This window comes from Armatimonadota bacterium (assembly GCA_013314775.1).
Taxonomy (GTDB): domain Bacteria; phylum Armatimonadota; class Zipacnadia; order Zipacnadales; family JABUFB01; genus JABUFB01.
Genome location: JABUFB010000016.1, coordinates 32,189 through 58,300, shown reverse-complemented (window position 1 = coordinate 58,300; position 26,112 = coordinate 32,189). Strand labels below are relative to the sequence as shown.

At 63.8% G+C, this 26,112-nt stretch carries 21 protein-coding genes; 6 read left to right on the top strand and 15 right to left on the bottom strand.

Annotated elements, in window-relative coordinates; genetic code table 11:
- Positions 1-34: 34 nt before the first annotated feature.
- The 8 genes from HPY44_19355 to HPY44_19320 form a co-directional block, all read right to left on the bottom strand.
- Positions 35-1,024: a hypothetical protein gene (locus HPY44_19355; GenBank protein NSW58170.1), complete on the bottom strand. Its 990-nt coding sequence runs from the start codon at positions 1,022-1,024 to the stop codon at positions 35-37.
- A gap of 31 nt (positions 1,025-1,055) precedes the next feature.
- The gene (locus HPY44_19350) at positions 1,056-1,589 is read right to left on the bottom strand and encodes a ferredoxin (protein ID NSW58169.1); all 534 of its coding nucleotides are present in this window, start codon (positions 1,587-1,589) and stop codon (positions 1,056-1,058) included.
- Between the two features lie 318 nt (positions 1,590-1,907).
- Positions 1,908-2,393: an IS200/IS605 family transposase gene (tnpA, locus tag HPY44_19345; GenBank protein NSW58168.1), complete on the bottom strand. Its 486-nt coding sequence runs from the start codon at positions 2,391-2,393 to the stop codon at positions 1,908-1,910.
- A gap of 345 nt (positions 2,394-2,738) precedes the next feature.
- Positions 2,739-5,147: an endonuclease MutS2 gene (locus HPY44_19340; protein NSW58167.1), complete on the bottom strand. Its 2,409-nt coding sequence runs from the start codon at positions 5,145-5,147 to the stop codon at positions 2,739-2,741.
- Between the two features lie 207 nt (positions 5,148-5,354).
- On the bottom strand, positions 5,355-5,672 hold the full coding sequence (locus HPY44_19335; protein NSW58166.1) for a hypothetical protein: 318 nt from the start codon (positions 5,670-5,672) through the stop codon (positions 5,355-5,357).
- A gap of 27 nt (positions 5,673-5,699) precedes the next feature.
- Entirely contained in the window at positions 5,700-6,827 is a 1,128-nt protein-coding gene (gene holB / locus HPY44_19330; GenBank protein NSW58165.1) for a DNA polymerase III subunit delta', read from the bottom strand.
- A gap of 165 nt (positions 6,828-6,992) precedes the next feature.
- Positions 6,993-7,622, bottom strand: coding sequence for a dTMP kinase (locus HPY44_19325; protein ID NSW58164.1), 630 nt, complete (start codon positions 7,620-7,622; stop codon positions 6,993-6,995).
- A complete protein-coding gene (locus HPY44_19320; protein ID NSW58163.1) occupies positions 7,619-9,211 on the bottom strand; it encodes an AAA family ATPase in 1,593 nt (530 codons plus the stop codon). The genes HPY44_19325 and HPY44_19320 overlap by 4 nt, the downstream gene beginning before the upstream one ends.
- Positions 9,212-9,871: 660 nt before the next feature.
- Between HPY44_19320 and HPY44_19315 the strand changes: the two genes are divergently transcribed.
- Both HPY44_19315 and HPY44_19310 read left to right on the top strand, forming a co-directional pair.
- The gene (locus HPY44_19315) at positions 9,872-10,624 is read left to right on the top strand and encodes a YjbH domain-containing protein (protein NSW58162.1); all 753 of its coding nucleotides are present in this window, start codon (positions 9,872-9,874) and stop codon (positions 10,622-10,624) included.
- Between the two features lie 124 nt (positions 10,625-10,748).
- Positions 10,749-11,276, top strand: a complete 528-nt coding sequence (locus HPY44_19310) for an outer membrane beta-barrel protein (GenBank protein ID NSW58161.1) — start codon at positions 10,749-10,751, stop codon at positions 11,274-11,276.
- 135 nt (positions 11,277-11,411) lie between these two features.
- Here HPY44_19310 and HPY44_19305 read toward each other — a convergent pair whose 3' ends face one another.
- The 4 genes from HPY44_19305 to HPY44_19290 form a co-directional block, all read right to left on the bottom strand.
- A complete protein-coding gene (locus HPY44_19305) occupies positions 11,412-12,608 on the bottom strand; it encodes an aspartate aminotransferase family protein (protein NSW58160.1) in 1,197 nt (398 codons plus the stop codon).
- A 197-nt stretch (positions 12,609-12,805) separates the two neighbouring features.
- Positions 12,806-13,690: an acetylglutamate kinase gene (argB, locus tag HPY44_19300; protein ID NSW58159.1), complete on the bottom strand. Its 885-nt coding sequence runs from the start codon at positions 13,688-13,690 to the stop codon at positions 12,806-12,808.
- Between the two features lie 36 nt (positions 13,691-13,726).
- A complete protein-coding gene (gene argJ, locus HPY44_19295) occupies positions 13,727-14,932 on the bottom strand; it encodes a bifunctional glutamate N-acetyltransferase/amino-acid acetyltransferase ArgJ (GenBank protein ID NSW58158.1) in 1,206 nt (401 codons plus the stop codon).
- Positions 14,933-14,971: 39 nt separating this feature from the next.
- A complete protein-coding gene (locus HPY44_19290) occupies positions 14,972-16,009 on the bottom strand; it encodes an N-acetyl-gamma-glutamyl-phosphate reductase (protein ID NSW58157.1) in 1,038 nt (345 codons plus the stop codon).
- 549 nt (positions 16,010-16,558) lie between these two features.
- Here HPY44_19290 and HPY44_19285 point away from each other — a divergent pair.
- The 3 genes from HPY44_19285 (at position 16,559) to HPY44_19275 (ending at position 20,565) form a co-directional block, all read left to right on the top strand.
- Complete coding sequence (locus HPY44_19285) at positions 16,559-17,488, top strand: epoxyqueuosine reductase (GenBank protein NSW58156.1); 930 nt, start codon at positions 16,559-16,561, stop codon at positions 17,486-17,488.
- On the top strand, positions 17,485-18,399 hold the full coding sequence (locus tag HPY44_19280; GenBank protein NSW58155.1) for an NAD-dependent epimerase/dehydratase family protein: 915 nt from the start codon (positions 17,485-17,487) through the stop codon (positions 18,397-18,399). The genes HPY44_19285 and HPY44_19280 overlap by 4 nt, the downstream gene beginning before the upstream one ends.
- 234 nt (positions 18,400-18,633) lie before the next feature.
- The gene (locus HPY44_19275; GenBank protein NSW58154.1) at positions 18,634-20,565 is read left to right on the top strand and encodes a carbohydrate binding domain-containing protein; all 1,932 of its coding nucleotides are present in this window, start codon (positions 18,634-18,636) and stop codon (positions 20,563-20,565) included.
- A gap of 198 nt (positions 20,566-20,763) precedes the next feature.
- Here HPY44_19275 and HPY44_19270 read toward each other — a convergent pair whose 3' ends face one another.
- Positions 20,764-23,280 (bottom strand): leucine--tRNA ligase, encoded by a 2,517-nt coding sequence (locus HPY44_19270; GenBank protein NSW58153.1) that lies wholly within the window; start codon positions 23,278-23,280, stop codon positions 20,764-20,766.
- 639 nt (positions 23,281-23,919) lie between these two features.
- Here HPY44_19270 and HPY44_19265 point away from each other — a divergent pair.
- The gene (locus HPY44_19265; protein NSW58152.1) at positions 23,920-24,327 is read left to right on the top strand and encodes a DUF2235 domain-containing protein; all 408 of its coding nucleotides are present in this window, start codon (positions 23,920-23,922) and stop codon (positions 24,325-24,327) included.
- Here the strand turns inward: HPY44_19265 and HPY44_19260 are convergent.
- Entirely contained in the window at positions 24,242-24,583 is a 342-nt protein-coding gene (locus HPY44_19260; GenBank protein ID NSW58151.1) for a hypothetical protein, read from the bottom strand. The genes HPY44_19265 and HPY44_19260 overlap by 86 nt on opposite strands.
- A gap of 227 nt (positions 24,584-24,810) precedes the next feature.
- Positions 24,811-25,656 carry a 4-hydroxy-3-methylbut-2-enyl diphosphate reductase gene (gene ispH / locus HPY44_19255; GenBank protein NSW58150.1) on the bottom strand — a complete coding sequence of 282 codons (846 nt, stop codon included), beginning with the start codon at positions 25,654-25,656 and terminating at the stop codon, positions 24,811-24,813.
- Positions 25,657-26,112 lie beyond the last annotated feature (456 nt).

Sequence of the window (26,112 nt, the reverse complement as noted above, 5' to 3'; positions counted from 1 at the left end):
CCGCGTGGACTGACAGCAAAGGCTTCCGGCGGCCTCAGGGTACGTCGACCCCCGGCGCCGCGAGTTCGATGAATGCCTCCAGCATGATGCGCTTCTTCTCGATGGGCACTCCGATAGCCGCGCCGTCACCGTAGTCGCTCAGCACGAACCCGCCTTCGGGCGTGGCCCAGTGCTCGATGAGCATCCGGGCCTCCTCGCGGATTTCGTCTGGACCCTTGTGCGGGAGGGTCATCTGGATATCGCACAGACTCTCGAAGCAGATCTTACCCCGGTAGCGCCGGCCCATCTCCTCGATTCCCAGGTTCGTGGGCTGCTGCAGGTTTACCACGTCCAGATCGCAGTCGATCCACTCGCCCACGATGTCGTTCACGTGGCCACACGAGTGCATCCAGGCGTGCATCCCGGCATCGTGGATCGCGGCGAACAGCCGCTTGTAGTAGGGTTTGAAGAACTCGCGGAACATGGGCAGGCTGGTGAAGGCCGCCTGCTGTGTGCCCCAGTCGTCGGTCATCGCGAAGCCGTGGATGCGCCCCCGGAACCGCCTGCCGATCTCCCGCGCCACGCCGATAGGGAAAGCGATCACGCGTTCGGCCAGTTCATGGACTTTGGTGGGGTTTTCGTAGAGGTCCACCAGAAGCTCGGACATTCCCCGCATATAGTGCATGCGCTCGAAGAAGGTGAACCCGCAGCCGACCATGACGTACTTGTCCCCGGCCTCGGCGAGACGCGGTTCGATGGCGGCATAGCGGTTGTCGTCGTGGGGGTCGGGGAAGGGGACCTCGTCCAGCAGGTCCCAGGAGGTGAGGTTGTGCCCGTGGGGCTGGCCCATGTTCGTGATGCCCTCGGGTGCCGGGGTCCAGACCACGCCCCATTCGTCGGCGCGCGGACAAATGGGTTCCCAGCCCGCAGCCGGCTGAAGGCCCACACCGAAGGTGTCATCCAACCCGAGGGTTCCGAACCGGATGGGGATGCGTTCGGGTCGGCCGAACTCGATGGCGCGAGTGACGATCTCCCTGGATGTCATTTGGCACCTGCCGGACCGGTTTTCGCGAGACCTACTTGCGGTCGAAGAAAATGTTCTTCCCCTTCACAGACAGCGGGATGCCGTGGGCGATCTTCACATCCGGCCCAAGCAGCCCGATGTTCACGGCGCTGATGCCGATAGTGTACATGATTCTGCAATCAATGCGACAGTCCGCAGCAACACTGGCGGCGCTTCCCAGGGCGATGCCCAGGTCCCCGGCATTGTACGAACACCGTGCTTCGGCCTTTGCGCACTCCTCGCAGCCATTGAACCCGCAGAGATTGCAGCCCGGAATACCCAGGCGCTGCAGGCGTGTGCCGATGATGACGCAGGCCTCGGCATTGCCCAGGTTTTCGGCGTCCCTGGCGAAGAACGGGGCTTCGATCTGCTCTCCATAGCGTCTCATCTCGGCCATGAGGCGGTCTTTCTCAGGCCCATCGGTGAGGATCGCGGTGACGATGTTGTCAGCGCCGCGTGCCTTGGGCGCGGTTCGCGCAGCGGCGCACATACGGCGGGCGACCTCGAGTACAGCGTCGACTTCGTGGTCCCGGTCGATGGTGAGCATAGAAGACATCATCTCCTTGTTTGGAGGTAGGGGCCGCAATCCACCAGCTCACGCTGGTGGCAAAGGGCTGGCGCCCCTGTCGGGGCTCGAAGGCGCAAGGCGACGATCAGGCCGCAGCCGCGCCGCAACTCACCAGTGTCCACCAGCTCACGCTGGTGGCAAAGGGCTGGCGCCCCTGTCGGGGCTCGAAGGCCACGGCGAAGGGCACGGCCCCGTGCCTCCCTGTCAGCATTCGCAAGACGCACCGCGGCATCCGTCTCCGCCGTACAGCCCCCGCAGGGGGCGGAAGCGAATTGCCACCAGCGTCAGCTGGTGGATTCAGGGCGCCTCATCACCCTCATGAGCCCCGTCAGGGGCGGCAGACCACCTCTCCATCTCGATCCCGTGACGCCGGAGAAATGCCGCCAGTTCATCATCAAAGCTGCGCACGCGGTGATGTTCCTCCTGGCGGTCAATATAGCTGGCATTGCGTTCAAGCCCGCTGATCCCTACCGTGAAGATCGCGTACGCTTCCTGCCACCCAAACCCGGATAGCTCGGGGGACGCCTCTCGCAGCCATCGGGATGAGTTTGCCTTGATGTCGCGAACTGCATCTGCGACGGCTCTCGTCCTCGGGATGCTGCACAGAACATGCACGTGATCTGCGGTGCCGCCAACGCGGAGTGGAATGCAACCGATGTTCTTCAGGATGCCGCCAATGTAGTCCCAGAGACGGGACCGCGCGCCTGCGTCTGCGAGCCAGGGACGGCGGTCCTTCGTACTGAACACGATATGGTAGTGGAGGCTGGAGTAGGCCCCCGGCATACTCGCCCCTCTGTCGCCCCTGTCGGGGCTTAGTCAGGATAGTTGATCACGCCAGAACCCACCAGCTCACGCTGGTGGCAAAGGGCTCGCGCCCCTGTCGGGGCTCGAAGGCGCAAGGCGACGATCAGGCCGCAGCCGCGCCGCAACTCACCAGTGTCCACCAGCTCACGCTGGTGGCAAAGGGCTCGCGCCCCTGTCGGGGCTCGAAGGACACGGTCAACGACACAAGCCCGGCGCGTTTTGCCAGCGTCCGCCGACTCGTCGCGGCATCCGTCTCCGCCGTACAGCCCCCGCAGGGGGCGGAAGCGGATTGCCACCAGCGTCAGCTGGTGGATTCAGGGCGCCTCAAAAATACACTTCCGTCGCGCCTTCGCCGCCTGACTCGTGGTCCGCAAGCTGAAAGCTGCGCACCTGTTTGTGTTTCTTCAGAAACTCGTGAACTCCCTGCCTCAACGCTCCTGTGCCTTTACCGTGCACGATCCGCACCATCGGGAAGCGCGCCAGCACCGCGTCGTCAATATACCGCTCCAGGTCGAGGATCGCCTCGTCTACCGTTGCTCCTCGGATGTCGATCTCGCGGGGCACCGAGAATACCTTGCGGGTCTGCATGCGCTGGGCAAGCTCCTCGGCTGCGCGATCCGGGGGCTGATGGGCAGGCCGCAGGTTCGCGAAGGGCGTCTCGATATTGAGATTGCCCACCTGAACCCGCGCCACTCCGTCCTTCGGGATCTCGGTGACCACGCCGTCCTTGCCCAGGGATGCCACGTGCACCGTATCCCCCATGAGGACCTCCGTCAGCCCCGGTTCTTCTTCCTCCGCAGGCTTCTGAGGGGCCATGCGCTCCAGGGCCTCCGCTGCTTTGCGCTGGGTAGCCCGGCGCAGTTCGGCCAGTTCCTCCCGCCCCTGCTGGGTGAGCTTGGATTGCCGCGTCTGCCTCTGGAGTTCGGCGATGATCCGGCGTGCGTCCTCTTCGGCCCGGCGGATGATGGCCTCGGCTTCAGCGAACCCCTCCTCGAGTGCCTGTCTCCGCCTGCCCTCAAGCTTCGCCAGGTCCTTCTCGTACTGTTCGCGCAATCGCTCCAGGTCACGCTGGGTGGATGCCGCTTCGCGGGTCTGGTCCATGAGGGCCCGGCGCTGGCGCTCCACTTCGGAGACCGCCTGGTCGAACCGGTACTGCTCGTCGGTGAGAAACGCGCGACCCCGGCGGACGATGCTCCGCGCAAGCCCAAGCCGCTGAGCGATCTCGAATGCATTGCTGGAGCCCGCGTGACCGATTCGCAGGCGATACGTGGGCCGCAGGGTCTTCACGTCGAACTCCACGGAAGCGTTCTGCATCCCCTCCGTGGAGTAGGCGAAGGCCTTCAGCTCATTGTAGTGCGTGGTTGCGAGGGTGCGGCAGCCGGATTCGTGTAGTTCCGTGAGGATCGCTTTGGCCAAAGCAGCGCCTTCGGTGGGGTCGGTGCCCGCTCCCAATTCATCGAGAAGCACCAGGGCGCGCACGTCGTTTTCCTCGGCGCGTGCGCGACTAGTCCGGCGTTTGTGGGCCTGGATGCGGTTGATGATCTTCACGATCTGGGTCATGTGGCTGCTGAAAGTGGAGAGGGACTGCTCAATGCTCTGCTCATCGCCGATGTCCGCATAGACATACTCCCACACCGGCATGACCGAGCCCGGATCGGCAGGAATGTGCAGGCCGCTTTGGGTCATCAATGCGCACAGGCCCACGGTCTTGAGTGTGACGGTCTTTCCGCCGGTATTGGGGCCGGTGATGATGAGGGTCGTGAACTCGTCGCCCAGCCAGATGTCTAGCGGGACCACGTTGCCCTGGATCAGGGGATGCCGCGCGCCGCGCAGGTTCATCCGTGCCGTGGGGATGATCTTCGCGGGATTGGCCATCATCTTCGCGGCAAGGGACGCCCGTGCGCCGATGAAGTCCACGACCCCCAGCGCCCGGAGGTTCTCATCGAGCTCCGACGCGAATGACCCGATGCGCGCGGTGATGTCTCGCAGTATGCGCTCGACTTCGTCCTCAATACGCAGGTACGTCTCGCGCAGTTCGTTGCCGACCTCGACGACCTCCAGCGGCTCCATGAACACAGTGGCGCCACTGTCGGAACGGTCGTGGATGATGCCCTTGAAGCGCCCTTGCGCGCCGGACTGGACAGGCAGGCAGAAACGGCCCTCGCGCTGGACGATCACCGGCTCCTGCAGCGTGCCTCGGTCGGTCTCCCGGCGCAAGATGCTCTCGATGCGATCACGCACCCGGCGCTCGAGTATCTCCGCCTGGGCGCTGAGGCGCTGAAGCTCGGGCGAAGCGCTGGTGCGGACGTTGGCGTTATCGTCGACGCAACGGGTAATCTCGTCCTCAATCTCGGGGCGCGCGATCAAGCTGTCGCCCAGCAGTGCCAGGCGTGGGGCAAGATCGGCTCCGCGTTCCAGGTACTCGCGCATGCGGCGGGAGCAGCGCAGAAAGTCGCTGACTCGCAGGAGTTCCTCGGGGTCGAGGATCCCTTGAACCCGGGCGCGGGCGATGAATTCGCTGACGTCAGTCAGACCGCCGAAAGGCGGCTGTCCGAAGCGCTCCATGAGGCGGCGCATCTCGGTGGTTTCAGCGAGGCGGTCTTCAATCCAGCGCAGGTCAGTGCGGGGCTGGAGGGCTTCGGCGCGGCGCTTGCCCAGGGACGATGCCGCACAGGCGGCCAGCATCGCCTTGATCTTGTCGTATTCCAGTACGCGTAGGGTTCGTTCGTCCATTTTACATGCCCATCATGGGGCGGAATTGGTCTTGGGGAGTGCGAAGCCTGAAGGCGGATAAACCCGGGGACTGGCATGGCGCTTCGCTGCCGTCTGCGACATGCGTGCCAGTACCCGGTTCGGGGCATCGGCACGCCGGCGGCGCCTGGGTACAGGCACTCTTTCGCGACCACCCGCAGTCGCCAGTCAGTCCAGCAACGCCCACGACTACTCGTCCGATGCCCCCGAGTCATCCGCCTCGTCCGCGTGCTTCGGGCCGTAAATCGCTTCCGCGCGGGATTTCGGTGCGGTCCCTTTCTCCGCCGCTCTCTTCTTTGCATCTGTAAGACGCATCAGACCGGCCCATACGATCACGTAGGCAACGGTGCCGAATGCTCCAAGAAGCAGAAGGCTGGACCAGTCACGCCCGCCTTCGGGGTTCTTGGCGACCAGAAAAAGCACAAGCCACAGGCCAACGGCGGGCATCCAAAGCAAGGTGCGTTTCTGGCTCGCGGTAAGTCCGCGTTCATGGTTGCGCGAAGTCACGGTACTGTCCCCTGACCGCCTCCACTATCAGCGGGAGGCGCGGATAAGCTTGAATGCGAGTACCTCGGCGGTAAGGCGCAGGTTCGCGTTGCCCCGGAACTCCCTGCGCGCCTGCTCAATGTCCCGGCAGGCCTCGCTCACCCGGCTCAGGCTGCTGCGGGAGGCAACTGCGGCCAGCTGTTCGGACCGGTCGGCGTTGATGAGCAGGTCGTTGGGCCCGCCGGACGTGAGCAGGGCAAGGTCGCGGAACCACGTGAGCAGGATGTTCAGCACTTCGTTCATGCGCGTGCGGCAGACCCGATCGCGGCTGGCTTTGAGGGCCTTCTCGGCGAACTCCGACTCTTCGGTGGCAAGCCACCACTCTTCGGCGGCCTGGATCAATTTCTCTCCCAACGCCATGCCTTCGAACCAGTCCCGTTTGGGCAATGAAGCGGCGGTGTCCAGCAGGTTATTCCGTAACTCCAGCGCCGCCGGGTGCTGCAGCAGGTTCAGCGCCCAACCTATGCGCCCGCCGGACAGGGCGACCACCGAACGGATCAGCCCCGGATCGCGCTCCGGGTAACGCGCAATCAGCGCCATCCCGGCTTCGGACAGCGCCGGAGGCTGGCATTTGATCATCTGGCAGCGCGACAGAATCGTGGGCAGAAGCGTGGACAGATTCTGGGTGGTCAGAACCAACGTGGTACCCGGCGGCGGCTCCTCCAGGGTCTTCAGCAGGCGGTTGGCGGCTTGCGGGTTCATTGCTTCGGCGCAACTGATGATAAACACCTTGCGCCGCGCCTGGGTCGCCTTGAGGTTCGCGTCCACCACGACGTCCTTGATCTGGTCGGTGGTGATGAGCGCGCCCTCAATGACCACATCCGCACCCCCGTCCTCCTCATCGGCCTGCACTTTCGCCAGGGGCCGGACGAGATGCACATCAGGATGGGCGTCGCGGTCGATGCGCGTGCAGCTGGAGCACACGTCGCAGCAATCCACACTACCGTCCAGCGTGGCCTCACAGTTGAGGGTCTTTGCGAACTCCCGCGCCAGGAGAGTCTTGCCGATGCTGGGCGGCCCGTGGAACAAGTAGGCATGGGAGACCCGCCCGGACTGGATCGCCCGGCTCAGCACGGCGATGGGTTGTTCGAGACCGATGATGCTCGAGAAGGACATGGCTCTCAGTTGGTGCCTGGCAATTGCGTAGTGATGACGGGCGGGAGCTTCACCCCGCCTCGCCATAGGGGGCGACCAGGCCCTGTCCTTGGTCGCGGCTGGAAGCGACGCAAGCGCAGGGACAAAGGGTTGCCAGGCCCGATTGCCCGGCTCACTCACGGCGAATCAACTTTGCAGCAGTTCAGCCACCAACCCCCGTAGCACCTCATGTACTACGTCCGCCGGCGCCGAGGCATCCACAATACGTGTGAAGCCGGGGTACATCCGCGCGTATTCCAGGAAGCCCTCGCGGACCCGCTGGTGGAAGTCCAGCGACAGCTGCTCAATGCGGTCGGCGTTGTGGGCATGTTCGCCGGCCTTCCGTCGCAGGCCGACTATCGGGTCGAGGTCCAGGATCACCAGCAGGTCAGGCTCCAGTCCGCCGGTGGCAACATCGTTCACCTGGCTCACGATGTCGAAGCCCAACCCGCCCGCAAATCCCTGATATGCGGCGGTAGACTCGGAGAATCGGTCACAGAGCACGATCTCGCCGCGTTCCAGAGCCGGCAGGATCAGTTCGCGGCAATGCTGGGCCCGCGAAGCACAGAACAGCAGGACCTCGGTAATCGGGTCCATCTCCGGGTGCGCTGGGTCCAGGAGCAGGGCGCGGATGCGCTCGCCCACCGGGGTTCCCCCCGGCTCGCGAGTAACCCTGACCACATGGCCGAGAGCCCGCAGGTGCTCGGCGAGAAGCTGGATCTGAGTGGACTTGCCGCAGCCCTCTCCCCCGTCGATCACGACAAAGCGCCCGGTCATTGGGCCACCTGTCGCGGGAAGATGCGCACGCGGCGCCGGGGTTCTTTGCCGACAGAGCGCGAATCAAGCTGGTGGCGGCTGGCTATCTCGTGCTGCAGACGGCGCAAGTAAGGATTCTGCGGGAGCAACTCCACCACGCGCTGCTGCACAAGAGCTTGCCGTGCGCCATCTTCGGCCTCGCGAATCGCCAATTCCTCGCGCCCGACCTGCTGCTCGCCGAGAGCCTGCCGCACGGCCTCGAAGATCTGGGTGTACGTGTCACTGCGCACCATGACGATCTCGGCGTCTTCGGCCATCGCCACGATATGCCGGGTGTCGCGGTCGCCCTCCAGCGCGAAGATAATATCCGCTTCGGCGGGCTCCGTGACCAGCACCGCGAGCGCCTTGCATTCGTGAATGGCCCGCTGCAGTTTGCGACGACCGAGTCCCACCGCGTACACGTGGCGCAGCGGCTGGTTGCGCTCCAGCACCCGCGCGGGCGTCTCGCGCTCGGTTATGCGGAACTCCTGGTCGGGGAAGATAGCGCCCATGAAGTCCGTATCGGTGAAAGGGCCTTCGGTCTGGATAGCTGATTCCGACGTGCGGCGGCTCTTCTGCGTCTCCCCATTAGCCCCGCGTTCCCGCACCTCCACACTCACCGGCTGGGACAGGAGTAAGCGGTCCACGTCGGTGGCCACGTCGTAATGCACCGCGAGCTTGTTCAGGTCCTCGATCTCAATGACCGTGTCAAAGGTCGGCGGCGCTTTGCGCTCAAGTACGGTTTTCTGAGTCCCGCGCTTCCGGGCTTCCTCGTCTCCCAGGGTCACCGCCTGGATGCCGCCCACCAGGTCGCATAAGGTCGGGTTGGACATGAGGTTGGTGATGCTAGTCCCGTGTGCGGTGCCGATAAGCTGGACCCCGCGCTCGGCGATGGTCCGGGCGGCGGCAGCGTCGGCATCGGTGCCGATTTCGTCGATCACGATGACCTCGGGCATGTGGTTCTCCACGGCCTCGATCATCACATCGTGCTGCTGGCGATTGTTCGGCACTTGCATGCGCCGCGCATGGCCGATGGCGGGGTGAGGAATGTCCCCGTCGCCGGCAATCTCATTGTTCGTGTCCACCACGATGACCCGCTTCTGGGCTTCATCCGCAAGGACCCGGGCGACTTCGCGCAGTCGCGTAGTCTTCCCCACGCCGGGCTTGCCCAGCAGGAGAATGTTGCGGCCCGTATCCACGATATCGCGGATAATGTCGATTGTGCCGAACACCGCGCGCCCCACGCGGCACGTGAGCCCGACTACATGGCCCAGACGATTGCGGATGGCGGCGATGCGATGAAGGGTTCGCTCGATCCCGGCGCGATTGTCGCGGTCGAACTCACCCACGCGGTCCACCACAAAGCGGATGTCTTCCAGCGTGGCCGCGTCGTCGGTGATGTACTCGAACCCTTGCGAGAATCTGGCCTCAATCGGCCTGCCCAGGTCGACGACGATCTCCACGAGGTCGTGCAGACGGGGATGGGCCTTGAGACGGTCCAGGGCGCGAGGTGGAACTATCTCGAGGAACTGCTGTATGTCGTCAGTGATCGATTCGTGAACTTCGCTCATGGGTCTCCCAACCAGCGACTTATCCCACCCATGAGGCCCGCCGGTGCTGCTTGGGGGCCGCGAGGGGCCTCATGCCTCCGTGACAGGCGGCGCACCCAGGGCATGTCTCCCTGCGGGAAGGCCGTTTGGCGCGCTCGCCACTTTCCGAACTGAAGTATAGATTATGAAGCGGGGGCAGGCAAGCGAAGGTTTGGGACGACGTGGTGAAGGCGGCAACAGTCGGGCCGCCAGCCTGTCTAATCAGGTGCGGTGGCCAGGAGCTTCGGCTTTGTCAGAGGCATGCCTGCGTCGTGTGTGGCCGGCGACGGATGCCCGCGATCTTGGGGCAGTGCGGTGGTGCTACAGGCCGCGGTGCACGGGGAACGGCCTGTCGCCACCCTTCGGGGGCGCAAGGCCCAAGGGGGGGCCGCAATTTGAAGGCTTCCGCTCCCCGCTGCAGGCTGTCGCCCTTTCCGCCGGCTGTGGGGCAACGGATCAGGGCGGAGGGCACACTGAACGCGAATTCGGCCTTAGCCGGCACGCACCCCACGAGATCGATGGTCCTGGTGCGGTGCCGGGCGCGCTTGACGCTGTCCTTGCCCGGCGGTATACTTTTCGCCGTGGGTCTGATGGCCCCTCAACAGTTCGAGACGCCTCGGTGCAATAAAGGAGTTGGACTCGATGCGCTTGCATGTCAGCTGCCTGATCTTACTCGCACTCGCAACCGCAGCCGGCGCACAGACTATCCCCCTGGCGGACTGGGGCGTCAGCAGTCCCGAGACCCTGTCGCAGCCCTCGTGGTATGGTTCTACCGGCCTCGTGTACACCCCGTCGGCAATGATCACTCCGCCGCTCAAGATCAACGGGGGCGTGCACCGGATCGACTTCGACGAAACCCAGACCGTCTACAATGCCAATGTAGCGCTGGCCAGCAACCTCGAGCTTGGTGTGGCGCGCATCCAGGACGTGGCCCCCGCCTTTGGTGCGACCAATCAGGTCTACACCAATGAGACCATCGTGAACGGGAAGTACGCGCTGGATCTGTCCCGCTGGCTGGGTGGCATCAAGGCCGCGCCAGATATCGCGGTGGGGGTCTGGGACGTAGCGGATTCCGTGAATCGCTCCTTCTATCTGGTTGCCAGCATGGACCTCGACGTGGCCAAGATCGCGGGGATCTCCGGGCTGAAGGCGCACGTCGGCTTTGCCGAGAGCGAGCGGGCCACGAAGAACGGTGATCTCAAGCTCGGCGGCATGGACGGCCTCTTCGCGGGCATCGAGTTCGTGCCGGTCCGCAATGCCCTGCTGCAGGTGGAGTACGACACTGAGGATTTCAACGCCGCACTGCGGTATTTCCCGACTCCGCTTGTGGCGCTTGAGGTCGGCCTGATCGACGGCGAACTGGGCTTCGGCGCATCGGCCCGGACGCCGCTCTAGGGCACATAGGGCGCCGTCTGATCGGCGCAGACCGGCCGGGACCGGGCTGCCGGTTCCGAATCGCAGCCAGGACGGCGGCGGGGCGACGACCCACGCCGCCCCACCCCGAAGGAGGACATGACACATGCGCGTACTGCTGTCTGTGATGCTTCTGGGCCTTCTGATGTCTCTCGCCGGTGTCGCCTGCGCCGAAAAGTGGTACATGGACCCAGCCAAGGATGCGCCGAAGATCGAGAAAGGCGCACGCATGATCACCGTCGCCGGTGCCTATCTTCCCGATGACGGCGCCATCCAGGAAGACTTCCAGCTCATGCTGGGGTATGGCACCTTCATCACTAACGAGACCGAACTCGGCCTGCGCTGGCGCGGCGATGAGGATACCCAGGATTTCTTCGCGTACGGTGCCTACCACCTGGGTGACCCCCTGGGGGAGGCCTTCCCGTATGTTTCCGCGGGTGTTGGCTACCGGTTCATTGACAGCGCCTCCGAGCGCGCTCGCGGTGCGGATGACGACTTCCTCTGGGCCGGCGGCCTCGGCGCGAAGCTGTTCCTCAAGAATGACATGTCCATCTTCGCCGAGTGGATGTACACTGAGAGCAACAGCGTGAGCGATGACGTGTTTATGCTGGGGATCAACAAGCGGATCAAGTAGCGAAGCCGGGATGAGCATACGCACACGGCCCTCGGAAGGTTATCCGAGGGCCGTTTTGTTGTGTGCGGAGAGCATGACGAACCCCACGCGCGGGTCGACCGTCTCGGTCGACCTTGGAACTGCCCATTCCTATTCCTACCCCAGGCTCTCGCGGATAGTGCTCGCAGCCTGGCGCACTTCGTCCGCGGTCACGTTCAGAGGCGGTGCAAGGCGCAGGCGGTCCTCACCCAGTGCGTTCACGATCAAGCCCCTGTCGAAGCAGGTGCGCTGGACATCCCGGGCATCCACGGTTCCGGCCTTGAAACGCACCGCCCGAAGCAATCCGCGGCCTCGCACTTCCTCGATGGCCGGATGCGTTCCGGGGGCGAGAAGTTCCGCCAGCAACTGCCCCATCTGAGTGGCGTTCTCCAGCATTCCCTCGGATTCCATGGTGTCCAGCGTCGCGAGAGCCACCGCGCAGGCCATGTGGCTGCCGCCGAAAGTGGATGCATGGTTACCGGGCTCGAAGCAGTCGGCGACGTCGGGCTTGGCGATGCAGCAGCCGATGGGATACCCGCTTCCAAGCGCCTTCGCGACCGTCATGATGTCGGGGACGACACCCTCGTGCTGGTACGCGAACCACTTGCCGGTGCGCCCGGTCCCGGTCTGCACTTCGTCGAAGATCAGCAGGCGGCCCGTCTCGTCGCAGAGCTCACGCACGGCTGCCAGGAACCCCTCGGGCGGAACGTTCATGCCGCCTTCGGCCTGGATCGGCTCCATCATCACGGCACAGACGTGAGGCGTGAGCTTGGCACGCAGATCAGCCAGGTTGCCGAACTCGAAATAATCGAAGCCCGGCGCGAGCGGCTCGAAGCCCTTCTGATACTTTTCCTGTCCGGTGGCGGTGACGGTGGTGACGCTGCGGCCGTGGAAGGACTTGAGTGTTGTGAGAATGGTGCGACGGTCCGGCTCAATGTCCGGGCGGTTGATGCCGGCCCATTTGCGGGCGAGCTTGATAGCCGCCTCATTGGCCTCAGCGCCGCTATTGCAGAAGAAACACTTGCCACCGAAGGACAGCTCCGACAGTCGGCGTGCAAGCAGGGCTTGCTGGGGCACGTGGTACAGGTTGGACGTGTGCATGATCTGCCCGGCCTGGTCGCAGATAGCCTGAACGATCTTTGGGTGGCTATGCCCAACGGCCAGCACCGCAATTCCCGCCACAAAATCCAGGTATTCGCGGCCCTCGGCGTCCCAGAGCTTCGCCCCGAGGCCCCTCACGAAAGCCACGGGCTGGCGGCCGTAGGTGTGCATGATGTACCGGTCGGTCAGGTCAATGATCTGCTGGGTGTCCATAGTCTGCTCCCCACGGCATGATGGCTGGAACGGCAAGAGACCGGGTGCCTGTGCCCGGTTCGGGGACCGATGAAGGAAAGGGCGCATGGTACAGGCACTGACTTCGCAACGACGCAAACTCGGATGCCGGTGGCCCAATGCAAAAGGCCGGACGGCCAGTCTTGCCTTTCGCGCCGACCCAAGACGGCCCGCAGGCGCTATTCCCTGCACCAGAGCGAGGGGTCGCCCTCGATCATGGTTCCGATCCCCTGGTCGGTGAAAAGCTCCATCAGGATCGAGTGCGGGATGCGCCCGTCGATCATATGCGCACGTTTCACCCCGCGCTCCAGGGCCAGGATGCAGCTTTCCACTTTCGGGATCATGCCCTTGCTGATGATGTCCGATTTCATCAGGTCACGCGCTTCGTCCAGTTCCAGGCGGCTGATGAGAGAGCTTTCATCGTTCACGTCGCGCAAGATGCCCTTGACATCGCTCAGGGTAATGAGCTTCTCGGCCTGGAGTGCACCCGCGAGTTCCCCCGCAACTGTGTCGGCGTTGATATTGTAGCTCTCGCCCTCGGCTCCAACACCTACTGACGATACCACGACTACGTGCCCATCGCGTGTGAGGGAATTGATCACCGACTGGTCTATGGCGACGACCCTCCCCACGAACCCCAGGTCGCCTTCGGGGTGAATCAGCTTCTCGGCCCGCAGGAGATTGGCGTCCTTGCCCGACAGCCCCACCGCTTTGCCGCCGCAGGTATTGATGAGCGACACGAGTTCCTGATTGATGAGACCCACCAGCACCATCTGGGCCACGTCCATGGTCTCGGCATCGGTGACGCGCAGGCCACACACGAACTTGGCCTCGCAGCCAAGGCGGTCCATCATGCTGGTGATCATGGGGCCGCCGCCATGCACTACCACCACATTGATGCCCACATAGTGCAAGAGAACGATGTCTTCAGCCACGCTGCGCTTCAGGGCATCGTCGGTCATGGCGTGTCCGCCATACTTTATGACAACGGTCTTCCCGGACCACTTGCGGATGTACGGCAGCGCCTCGATCAGCGTGTTCGCTGTGTGCTGAAGCTCGTCCATGGTTCGCTCCATCGCAATACGGGCTCCTATCCCGCCCTAGTGTTTGTTGAGCTCAACATAGTCCGGTGTGAAATCGCAGCTCCACACCGTTGCTTCCTTGTCGCCAGTGCCCAGTCCCACGCGGATCTCGATCTCGCGGTCCTTCAGCGTCTGATCCGCTGCGGCCCGGTCAATGGGCATCCGCTCTCCATTGCGCCACGCGGTGATGCCCTGCATCTCAATGAAGGCCTTCGCCGGATCGAAGTCTATCAATGTTGCCCCCATTGCGGCGGCGATGCGGCCCCAGTTGAAGTTCTCGCCGTACAGCATGGTCTTCAGCAGATTGTAGTTCGCGATGGCCTTGCCCATCTCGCGGGCTTGTTCGAAACTCTCGGCGTCCTGGACGTGGATGGTCAGCCACTTGGATGCGCCCTCGCCGTCGAAAGCGATCTGGCGCGCGAGGTCCTGGGTCACGTGGGCCAGGGCGGCCCTGAAATGCTCGTACCCGGGGTCCTCAGTGTACACCAGAGTGGGGTTCTCAGCGACGCCATTGGCCAGGATCGCCACCGTGTCATTGGTGCTCATGTCGCCATCCACGCTGATACAGTTGAAGCTGCGCTCCACACACCACTTGAGGGTGTCCTTGAGCAGGCTGGCGTCGATGGCCAGGTCGGTGGTGATGAAACAGAGCATCGTCGCCATGTTTGGACAGATCATTCCCGCACCCTTGGCAATGCCTCCAAGGCGACAGAGGACGCCGCCCACACTGAACTCCACGGCGGACATTTTCGGGCGGGTGTCGGTGGTCATGATCGCCCGCGCAATGGTCTCGGGATCCTCGCGGCCGAGTCGCGCGCCGAGAGCCGGGATCCCTGCTTCAAGCTTATCCATGGGCAGTGGTTTGCCGATGGAGCCGGTAGAGCAGACGATGACCTCGGAGGCTTCCACGCCGGTTGCCTCACCCGCCAGCTGAGCCATGCGTCGGGCGTCCAGCATGCCCTGCTGCCCGGTAGCGCAGTTCGCATTTCCCGAATTGGCCACGATGGTCTGCGCATTGCCGTCTGCGACGGCTTCTTCTGTGACGTATGTGGACGCCGCGCGGAAGCGGTTCTGGGTGAGTGTCGCTGCGGCTGCGGCAGGTCGCAGGGAGTGGATCAGGACCAGGTCCAAAACACCCTCTTCCTTGATGCCGCAGTTCATAGCCGCCGCGACGAAATCCTTCGCTGCCAGTACGCCACCGTCGATAATCTTCAGATCAGACATTGCGCGCCTCCGAAATCGCGTTGTTGTCCACGTGAGCTATCACGGCCACAGACCCGGGAACTCCAGCCCGGTGGTCTCAGGCTGACCCGTGATCAGGTTCAAGCACTGCAGGGCCGCGCCGGCAAGGCCTTTGGTGAGGTTGTCAATGGCGGAGACCGCCACCAGGCGCTGGTTGCGCTCATCCACCACGATCCCAATATGGCAACGGTTGGAGCCCGTAGTGTCCTTGGTGCGCGGCAGCTTGCCTTCAGCCAGAACGCGGATAAAGGGCTCGCCGGAGTAGAACTCATTGTAAAGATCGAGGACCTCGGCAGCGGTCATCGGCTGCTTCAAAGTGGCATAGCAGGTGCTCAAGATTCCACGGTTCATGGGGATCAGGTGCGGGGAGAAAGTGACGCACACATCGGCGCCCAGGCTCCCAAGTTCCTGCTCAATCTCCGGCGTGTGCCGGTGCGCGGCCACCGAGTATGCATGTACGGACTCGTTCACCTCGGCGAAATGGGTGCCGAGAGTGAGCTTGCTGCGGCCCGCGCCACTGACCCCGGATTTGCTGTCCACGATGATGCCCTGAGTTTCGATGATCCCGCTCTTCACGGCGGGTGCGAGAGCGAGTATCGCGCTGGTCGGATAGCACCCGGGCACAGCCACCAGGTCGGTCTGGAGTATCTCGGCCCGGTGCAACTCGGGCAGGCCGTATACCGCGCGGCCAATCAGTTCGGGGCAGGGGTGGGGTTCGTAATACGACTCATAGGTGGTGACATCCTTGAGGCGGTAGTCGGCGGAAAAGTCGATGACCTTCTTCCCCATTTCAAGGGCTTGGGCGACCATTGAGGTCGCGGTTGCATGGGGCAAAGCGAAGAAAAGCACGTCAGCCTTCTCCGCCGCGACATCCACGGTGCTGTCCTCGATGGGCATTTCGAAGGTGCCCGTGAGGAATGGGTAGATGTCGGCGATGGTCTGGCCGACGGTGCTTGCCCCGCCGAGATAAGTGACTTCCACGCCCGGGTGGTTGAGGAGCATACGGATGAGATCGATCCCGCCGTAGCCGGCGGCTCCGAAAATGCCCACGCGTGTCACTGCTCATCACTCTCCCAAAGCCGGGCCGGCCCGGCAGACTCCAAAGCTCGGTGGTATAAAAAAAGCCACCCCAACGTCGGGCGGCATCAAAACCATCATGCCTGAAAAACCGCGCGCAGATTGTGCTATCTGCGCCTGACGCGGGTCTTGGCGATGAGGAAAACAATCGTCATGATACGCGGACTATATCACAGGGGCGTTTCGGGGTCAATATGCAAGACGCAGTGCGCGGCTGCATTCCGCGAAAGCAGGTAAGACATCGGGTCAAGGGTGTCATCGAGAAGCGAACGTCTGCGGTAGCCATGAGGGGCCCTGTGACGCCTGCCGGGGGCTTCGGGGCCCCGTCGCCCGGACGATGCCGACACCGCACGAGTGGCGGTGAGGGCAGCAAGCCCACCTCAGGGAAGCCGCCCACGGACAGCCATCCGTTCCGCGTACCCGCGACATCAAGGGAATCTGGTTGCCCCCGGGGAATACTCTCCGCGACGCCGAGCACCGCGCGGACCCGGTAGTGTGCGAAACGCGCCGCAGAGCAAAGAAGGAGCAGCTGTGGACAGTCTCACCGAAAGCATCCGCCGCACCGCCCTGGAAGCCGGTGCGGACCTGGTGGGCTTCGCGCCCATCAGCCGCTTTGACGAGGCCCCCGAATCGCTGCACCCGCGCACGGTTTTCCCGCCGGTGCAGACAGTCATCGCAATTGCCCTGCGCCAGCCGCGCGGAGCCCTCAAAGCGGTCGAGGAGGGCGCATACTGGCAGGCGTACAACTGCGACTCATACTGGTATCTCAACGAGGTACTCGCGCCCCAGGTGCTGCGCAGGATCGTGATGACACTGGAGGGGGAGGGATATACCAGCGTCCCGGTGCATAACCCCTTCCACTCACATTCCGGGCGGCAGGTGCGGGAGGATCAGCCACACGGGCCGGACGGCATGGTCTCGCTGCGGGTGATCGGCTGCGCGGCGGGTCTCGGGGAACTCGGGCTGTCCAAGCTCCTGCTCACGCCCCAGTTCGGACCGCGCCAGAGGGTCTTCGCGGTGTTCACAGACGCTGAACTCGAGCCCACGCCCCTGTTCACGGGCAGCGTCTGTGACGAATGCGGCGCATGTGCTCGGGAGTGCGAGGCCTGCGCCATCGGCAGGTCGCGCGATGAGTGCTTCACCATCGAGGGCCGCTCCTTCGGTCACGCGAGCTTCGATGCAGGAGCCTGCGCGAAAGTCCACCAAGGCATGGACCCGCGCTTCTCGCCTTTCTGGAACGGCTCCGAGGCCGAAGGCGCTGAGCCGAGCTATAACAGATTCTGCAAGGACCGGTTCAGGCATCTGGCGGTCTGTGTAGGGCGCGGGTGCATCCGGGCCTGTCTGGATCACCTGGAGAAGACCGGGCGCATCGAGGCGAGATTCCGCAATCCTTTCATCGAACGCCCGCGGTGGAAACTCAATGAGCCACCCCAAAAGAAGAAGGACGGTACCAACTCATGAGCGGGCTCAGCCGGAAGCTGGACACCCTGATTGTTGGGGGGAGTGGGTTCGTGAGCGGGACTCTGGCGCGGACAGCGCTGGAATGCGGGCACAACGTCTGGATAGTCACCCGCGGCGAGAAGCCCCTGCCACAGGGCGTGCGGCCCGTGACCGTGGACCGCAAGAATGACGCGGCATTCCAGGACGCTATCGCCGGATGCAGGCAGGACTGGGACCTGGTGGTGGACTGCATCGGGTACCAGCCCGAGGATGCGCGCCAGGACATACGGGCCTTCTCAGGACGCGCGGGGCATTTCGTGTTTATTTCCACCGACTTCGTTTTCGACCCGGCGAAGCGGGCTTTCCCCCAACCTTTCGATAACGGGCATTTCCTGGCCGACGGGTACGGTGGCCTGAAGCGCCAGTGCGAACTGGAGCTGCTGGCACACGCCGGGGATGATCTGCCCTGGACGGTGTTCCGCCCCTGCCACATCTACGGTCCGGGTTCGCAACTGGGTTGCCTGCCCCAGGAGGGCCGCAAGGCAGATCTGATCCAGCGCATCCGAGCAGGCGAAACGCTCAGGCTCATCGGTGGCGGGCATTTCTTGCAGCAGCCCGTTTTCGCGCGCGACCTTGCGGAACTGATCCTGAGCGCCTGCGGCTGCGACCTCGCCCGCAACCGCATCTTCTGCAGCGCAGGCCCGGACATCCTGGAGTCGGTGCGCTACTATGAGATCATCGGCGAGGTGCTGGGGTGCCGTATCAGTGTGGAGGAGCTGCCCGTGGACCGCAGCCTCCAGGAGCAGCCGGAACTCGCGCCCTTCCTGTGCCACCGCATCTATGACCTTTCGCCCCTGCGTCTTGCGGGGCTGAAGGTCCCCGCGACGCCGATTGCGGATGGTCTGGCGGCACACGTGGAAAGCCTGCTGTAACCCAGGACCCCGCGCAGCGGGTGCCGCTGCTTTCGGCGAAACCAAAGCAGCACTGAGTGCATTGGGTACAGGCACCGTCTCCTGATGGAGCTCGGAGCCGAGTACTAGTCTCCCGATGGGCCCTACAGACAACATCATGCGGGGCATAGTGTGGCACACGCATTTGGCCACGCCCGCTTCAGGACCTGCTTATTCTGCACGCCGTGAGCGCTTATTTCTGACTGGAGGGCTTCCATGCAGCAATCACTCTCTGCAATCGGGGCTTTTGTGGCCCTGCTCGCGCTGGGCTCGGCGACCTGGGGAACCGAGTACTTCGTGGCCAACTCCGGGTCCGATGAAAACGACGGCCTGTCACCTGGGACAGCCTGGAAGACCATTGCAAAGGTGAACGGCCACGCCTTCGCGCCCGGCGACATCATCCGGTTGAAGCGGGGAGACTCCTGGCGCGAGGCCCTCATCCCCTGTAGCGGGAGCGAAGACGGCTTCGTCACCTACTCGGCCTATGGCGAGGGTGACAAGCCGCTGCTCATCGGCTCGGTGGACAAGAGCAGTCCCGAAGACTGGGTGGATGAGGGCGGCGGAATCTGGGGTACCCGGCCACCCCGGGTGACCACCGCAGCGGAAGACATCTTCCCCAACGGAAGCTTCACCGAGGGCATGGACGGCTGGGGCGTGCATACCGAACAGGGCGCCCAGGTGCGCACTTCTCTGGACCGCGAGGAGTTCGCATCCGCGCCGCAGTCGCTGCGCATTGAGTGCATGGCGCCGGGCGAAGCGGCAAACCACATCCAGCTCATTTTCTCGCCATTCAGCATCCAGCAGGGCAAGATCTATCGGCTGGCCTTCAAGGCCCGCGCCAGCGCTCCCTTCCAGGTCCAGGCTCCCGTGGTCATGAGCCCGGGACCGCCGTGGTCGCGATACACTCGCGAGATGCCGGGAGACAAAGCCGTCGGCACCGAATGGACCACCGTGGAGCAGTTCTACACGGCCACCGAGACCACCGACCACGCGAGGCTGACCGTATACCTCGGCGCTCGGATGCCCGCCGGAAGCATCCTACACCTGGATGACTTTAGCCTGCTCGAGGCCGAGGGAACAACGTTTGCTGCCGATGTGGGCAACATCATCCTCAATGGCGAGCAACTGTGCGGTGTGAAGGTCTGGGAGCGAGACCAACTGCGACAGGAGGGCCAGTACTGGTTCGACGAAAGTACCCACCGGGTGTTCATGGTTTGCCCCGAGAACCCAGGGCTTCATTATTCGAAGATCGAGTGCGCCCTGAGAATCCACCAGATCAACCAGAGTGGAAAGTCGTACGTGTGCTACGAGAATCTCGCACTCAAGTACGGGGGAGCCCATGGGATCGGCGGAGGAAGCACCCACCACATCGTCGTGCGCGACTGCGACTTCGGGTGGATCGGCGGCGGGGACCAGATGGGTGGCGAAAGGACCGTGCGCTTCGGCAACGGCATCGAGTTCTGGGGCAACGCCCACGATTGTCTTGTAGAACGCTGCCGGCTGTGGGAGATATACGACGCGGCCCTCACCAACCAGAGCCACGGACCGAACGTGGTGCATGCCAACATCATCTACCGCAACAATCTCATCTGGAACTGCGAGTACTCCTTCGAGTACTGGAACGCGCCCGAGACATCCCGCACTGAGAACGTGCAGTTCATTCACAATACCTGCATCAATGCCGGGCACGGATGGGGACATACCCAGCGGCCTGATCCCAGTGGTCGGCACCTCTGCTTCTACGGCAGCCCTGCGCCCGCGACCGGAATCGTGGTCAGCAACAACGTATTCCTGGAAGCCACGAAGAACGCCTTCTACGCGCCCAGCTGGACCCGGCCGCAAGTGGATGCCCTGATCATGGACTGCAACGTGTGGTATCAGGCGCAGGGGGTCATGATCAACGTCGCCGGAAAGAGCTACACCATGGAGCAGTTCGGGGCCTACCAGCAAGAGTTCGGCAAGGAACCGGGGAGTCTCGCGGCAGACCCGGGGCTACTGGATGCGGCCAACCTGGACCTGCGCCTTAGGCCCGACTCGGTCTGCATCGATGCGGCCTGTGACACAGACACGGACGCGGACTTCGCAGGCATCCCCCGGCCGCAGGGAAAAGCGCCGGACATCGGGGCGTACGAGTTCGTGGGGAACTGATCGGAGCGCAGACAATCCGAGACGGGCTAACTCGCATCACGTCTGATGGGGGCCATCCTAAGCCACGCGCGGTGTGCTCCGCTGCAAGCACCGCATGCAGAAGCCGTGGCATTCCCGCCGGGGACGGCTGGACGGGGGACCGGCCTCGCCTCCGGGAGAAACCCGGAGCCGGACGCCAGTCCCCAATGCATACTCCGGCTACCTCACCACGATGTTGATCAGCTTGTCGGGCACCGTGATGATCTTCACGACCTGCTTGCCTTCCACGTGTTTGCGAACCCCATCCAGTTCGGGGGCTCGGGCCTTGAGCTCCTCCATGTCCGACCCTGCGGGCACCTCGAACTTGTCCCGCAGCTTCCCGTTCACCTGAACCACCACGGTGACTGTCTCCGCCGCGGCCAGAGCGGGATCGGCGACGGGCCAGGATTGGCGAAGGATACTGGACTCTCGGCCCATGCGCGCCCAGAGCTCCTCACACAGGTGCGGAGTGACCGGCGACAGAAGCAGCACCAGGGTCTCCAGCGCCTCGGAGTAGATCGCGGTCTTCGCAGCACTCGCCGATGCCGACTGGCTGTAGGGCAGAAGCTCGTTGGTCAACTCCATCAGCGCACTGACCATGGTGTTCAGACCCATCCGGCGGATGTCGTCTGTGACCTTCTGTATGGTCTGGTGGGTCTTGCGGCGCATGGCCCGGTCGGAATCATCCGGCTCGGCAGGCAGTGAGTTCGCCCAGTCGGGGTTGAATTGCGGTCCATCCACTGCGCAGCGCCAGACCCGCTGGAGGAACCGGTGGGCACCTTCGACGCCTTTGTCGCTCCATTCCGCATCCTGTTCGGGCGGGCCGACGAACAGGATGAACGCGCGCGCCGTATCCGCACCGTAGCGCTGCACCATCTCGTCGATGCCCACCACGTTCCCCTTGGACTTGCTCATCTTCATCCCATCTTTGTAGATCATGCCCTGGGTGAAGAGTCGCGAGAAGGGTTCGTCAAAGCTCAGGTAGCCCTGATCCTTCAGGAACTTGGTGATGAACCGGCTGTACAGGAGGTGGCGCACCGCGTGCTCCACGCCTCCCACGTACTGATCAACCGGCATCCAGTAATCCACGTCGTCGCGGTCAAAGACTACGTCGTCGCGCTTCGGGCTGCAATAGCGCAGGTAGTACCACGATGAGTCCACATAAGTGGTCATGGTATCGGTCTCGCGCCGCGCAGGCTTATTGCAGCGTGGACAGGTCGTCTGGGAAAAAGTCGGGTGGCGCTTGAGCGGCGAGTCGCCGGTGGGCTGGAAGTCCGCGTCCGGCGGCAGCAGCACCGGCAGATCTTCCTCGGGTACCGGCACCGGGCCGCAGTCATCGCACCAGATAATTGGGATCGGCGTGCCCCAGTAGCGCTGGCGAGATATCAGCCAATCTCGCAGCCGGTAGTTCACTACACGTCTGCCCTTGCCCAGCGCTTCCAGATGGTCGGCGATAGCTTCCTTGGCCTGTTCCGAGGGCATGCCGTCGAACTGCGCGCTGTTCACCTGGATTCCCGGCTCGACGTACGCTTCCGGCATGGTGTCCGGGTCCAGCGTGACGCCCTCGGGCTGTATGACTACGCGCACGGGCAGACCGTACTCGCGAGCGAACTCCAGGTCCCGCTGGTCATGGGCCGGCACCGCCATGATCGCACCCGAACCGTAGCCCATGATCACGTAATTGCCCACCCAGATGGGCACCCGCTCGCCGGTCAGGGGATGGATCGCGTAGGCGCCGGTGAAGATTCCGCGTTTCTTCGTGTCCGCGGCGGTTCGGGCAACCTCACCCTCGCGCATGGCGCTGCGGGCGAATTCGCGCACTTGTTCTTCGCGTTCGGTGCCCGCGGTCAGGGCCGCCACCATGGGATGCTCGGGCGCCAGCACCACGTAGGTGACCCCGTACAGCGTGTCAATACGGGTGGTGAAAACCTCCAGGTCCTCGAAGTCCCCTTCGATCTCGAACCGGAAGGAGACCCCGTAGGAGCGACCGATCCAGTTGGCCTGCATAGCCCGGACGCGCTCAGGCCAGTTCTCCAGGCGCTCGATGTCATCCAGCAGGCGGTCGGAGTAGTCGGTGATTCGGAAGAACCATTGGTTGTCCACCTGCTCGGGGTTCACCAGGGAGCCGCAGCGCTCGCAGGTATCGCCGTCCAGTTCCTCGTTGGCCAGTACCGTCTGGCACGACGGACACCAGTTCACCGTGGCCTTGCCGGTATATGCCAGCCCAGCCTCATACAGCTTCAGGAATATCCACTGGGTCCACTTGTAATAGTCCGGGGCAGAACAGTCTACCTCGCGGTCCCAGTCGTAGCTGATCCCGAGCTGGCCGAACTGCTTCTTCATCTTTGCGACGCAGTCGGCGGTCCAATCGGCCGGGTGAATACCCCGCAGGATAGCTGCATTCTCTGCAGGGAGACCGAAAGCATCCCAGCCCATAGGGTGCATGACGCTGTAGCCCTGCAGAATGTGGAAACGGGCCAAAACGTCACCGATGATGTAATTGCGCATATGCCCCATGTGCAGGTCGCCCGAGGGGTACGGGTACATGTTCAGGCAGTAGTACTTGGGGCGCGAGGGATCGCGGTGGGACTTGAAAACCTCATTCTCAGCCCACCACGACTGCCAACGGGGCTCGATGCTGGAGAATTCGTAGCGTTCGGCCACGGTTCGCCGCTCCTTTGCGGGACGCCTTCGCATCCTCGGGTAAGTCAATGGCACCGGCAGCTCGCCGATGCCGGTCATTCGCAGACTGTGTAGATTAGCACGGGGCTATTGCGAGCGCAAGGCGAGGGCTGCCACTACGAACAGCACCGCCAGCAGGCCGATTGCGATGGCTGTGTCCCGCTTTTCGATGGGCGACAGGCGGAAATTGCGGGCGTTCACCAGAAGAAATGCCACGCTCATCCAAGGTAGCAGAGGCATTCCCGGCAGGCCGAACGGATTCGCCAGGGCCAGGGTGATTCCGATGCAGGCCCCCAGAATCACCGCAACCAGCGTGGGCACCAGCGGGAATCCGAAGCGCACGGCGATTGTGAGGAAGAAGGCCAGGAAGATGAAGTCTCCCAGGCCCATGGATGCCACGAAAGCAAGCCCCCGCGCTCCCTCGGCGCCCGCTGCGGAACCTGCTGCGGGGATCGCCAGAGAGAGCTTCTGAACCAACGCCGGGGCCTTCTCCAGCGCCTGCCCGGTTGGCCCCCAGAAGACCGTGAAGATATCAGCCAGCGCAGCCACAAGCACCACCGGGAACGCAAGGGCGCGCTCGCGGACGATTCGTGCTAACAGTTTGCCCACGAAAAGACACGTCAGGATGAAGGCGAGGGTACCCACCGGGCCGACATACAAGCGAAGGGCGGGATCCTTGCCTGGGATCTGGGTGAGCCCCAACCAGGCGGCGAGGAACGCCGCCCCAAGAAGTGCCTCGGTCCAGGCGGTAGTGGGGATGCAAGCACCGAGGCCCACGAGGAGCAGGGACAGTCCCGCAAGGATCAGGCTTCCCGCGAAGATGCCGATGAGCGGCGGGATGCCTTTGACCAGGGGCAGGCCAATCAAGAACAGGTAGACGATAACGCACACGAGCCCCAGTCGCAGGACTGGAGCCCGGTTGTCTTTGCTGGCTGCCATCGACCCGTTGCCGGCGGGTTCGTTCATCGCCGAAAAATCAGTCCGTATCTTCCCAGTCCACGAACTGCCCGCCCTGAATCTCATGGCCGACGATGCGCCTGCGCCCGTCAAACCTCATGGTGAAGTGCACGAGATTCTGGCACTTGCGTCCCACCATTTCCTTGCGCAGCACGTACCCGCTGGGTGCAATGGGTTCGTCCGCATCGCTGGTATCGTCGTACTCGGCAAGGAGATCGTTTGCCTTGTCCACACGCACGGAGATGATCTCGCCGCACTTCGCGCACTTGACGGTGACCCGCATTGCCGGGCAACTGGCCGTCTCGTGGTGCGTGTCTCTGCCGAGCAACGCCGTCCTCAGACCACTAATCAGCCTGCCCATGGCTGGAACACTCCGGGCGCACGCATGCTGCACACTGGTCATTTATTCATCGCCTGGGGAATCCCTCGAAGCCGCCTCTCACGCAACCGCTCGACGGGCGCCCCGGCGGAGTGTGATAACCAGTTCGGATGCGGTGAGGGGGCCCGTAGATGGGACTATGTTGCGGCCATTATAGCTAACGCCTCACCGGAGTCAAGCGACCATTTCGAACGCATATTCCCCCGAGATCAGCATTCCGGCGCGCACTGTTGGATACGCCGCACCGCATCCTCAATCGCCTGGTCGGGAGTGGACGCCCCGGCCGTGATACCTATCCTGCCGGCGCCCTCGAACCACGCGCACTGGATCTCGTCGGCAGTCTCCACATGGTAGGTAGGCTTGCCCGAGTCCGCGCAGATCTGGGCGAGGCGCGTGGTGTTCGCGCTGTGCCGCCCGCCGATGACTACAACGACGTCCACCTGCTGCGCCATGGCCCGAGCGGCATCCTGGCGGTGGGCAGTGGCGTCGCAGATGGTATTCGCCACCACCAGCTCCTGCACATGAGGCAGCACGGCACTGGCCAGTTCCTGCAGGGCCTCGATCCGTTGCGTGGTCTGGCAGACGATGGCGACCCGTTTGGTGAGTGCGGAGGGGTTCACGTCCCCCGGGCTCTGGACGATGTGCGCTCGCCCCCCGGTATGCTCGCGGATTGCCTGGGCCTCGGGATGGTCCGGCTCGCCCAGCACCAGCACCCGGTAGCCGGCTTGATCCAGGCGCGACGCCTCCTTCTGGGCACGCGCGACGAAGGGGCACGTGGCGTCGATCACTTCGAGCCCGCGCTCCTCAGCGCGCCGGTAGACCGTTGGGCCCACGCCGTGAGTGCGCAACATCACCGCGGCTCCCGGCGGCACGTCCTCGATGCTTTCCACAGGTTCGAGGCCCTCATCCCGCAGACCGTCGACGACCTGACGGTTGTGGATCAGCGGCCCTTGCGAGTACAAGCGGCCCCTTTGGCGCGTCTCTTCCACAGCCCTGTGAATCGCACGCCGGACGCCGAAGCAGAACCCGGCGTGTTCGGCAAGGATGATCTCCATTGGATACTCTCTCCCGGAACCCCGCCCACAGAGCATGCGTCAACCTACCCGGCGGGTTGAAACTCACCAACGTATCATACTCCCCGGCCCACCTCCGGGGAAGGCCGCGATTGACACCCCAGCGGCATCGGCTATGTGAGAGGCGTGCCGGTCTCGTGTGTGAGCAACGTCCGATGCCCATGGTGTTGGGGCCGCGCCGTGTGCTGTGAGGCTCCGGCAGGAGCCGTCCGCCTGTAGCCCCCAGCGGAAGCCGGGGGATTCCGGCCCTGGGGAAAGGGCTCCAAGCCCCTGAGAGGCGGCCGATCCGTTGCACGGAGAACGGCCTGTCTCCGCCGTTCGGGGGCTCAATGCGCATCGTGGGGCGCGAATCCGGGGGCTGCCGCCCGCTCTGCGGGCTATGGGGCAACGGCTCACGGCGAGCGGCACGCTGAGCGCGTAGCCGGCTCCAGCCGGGAC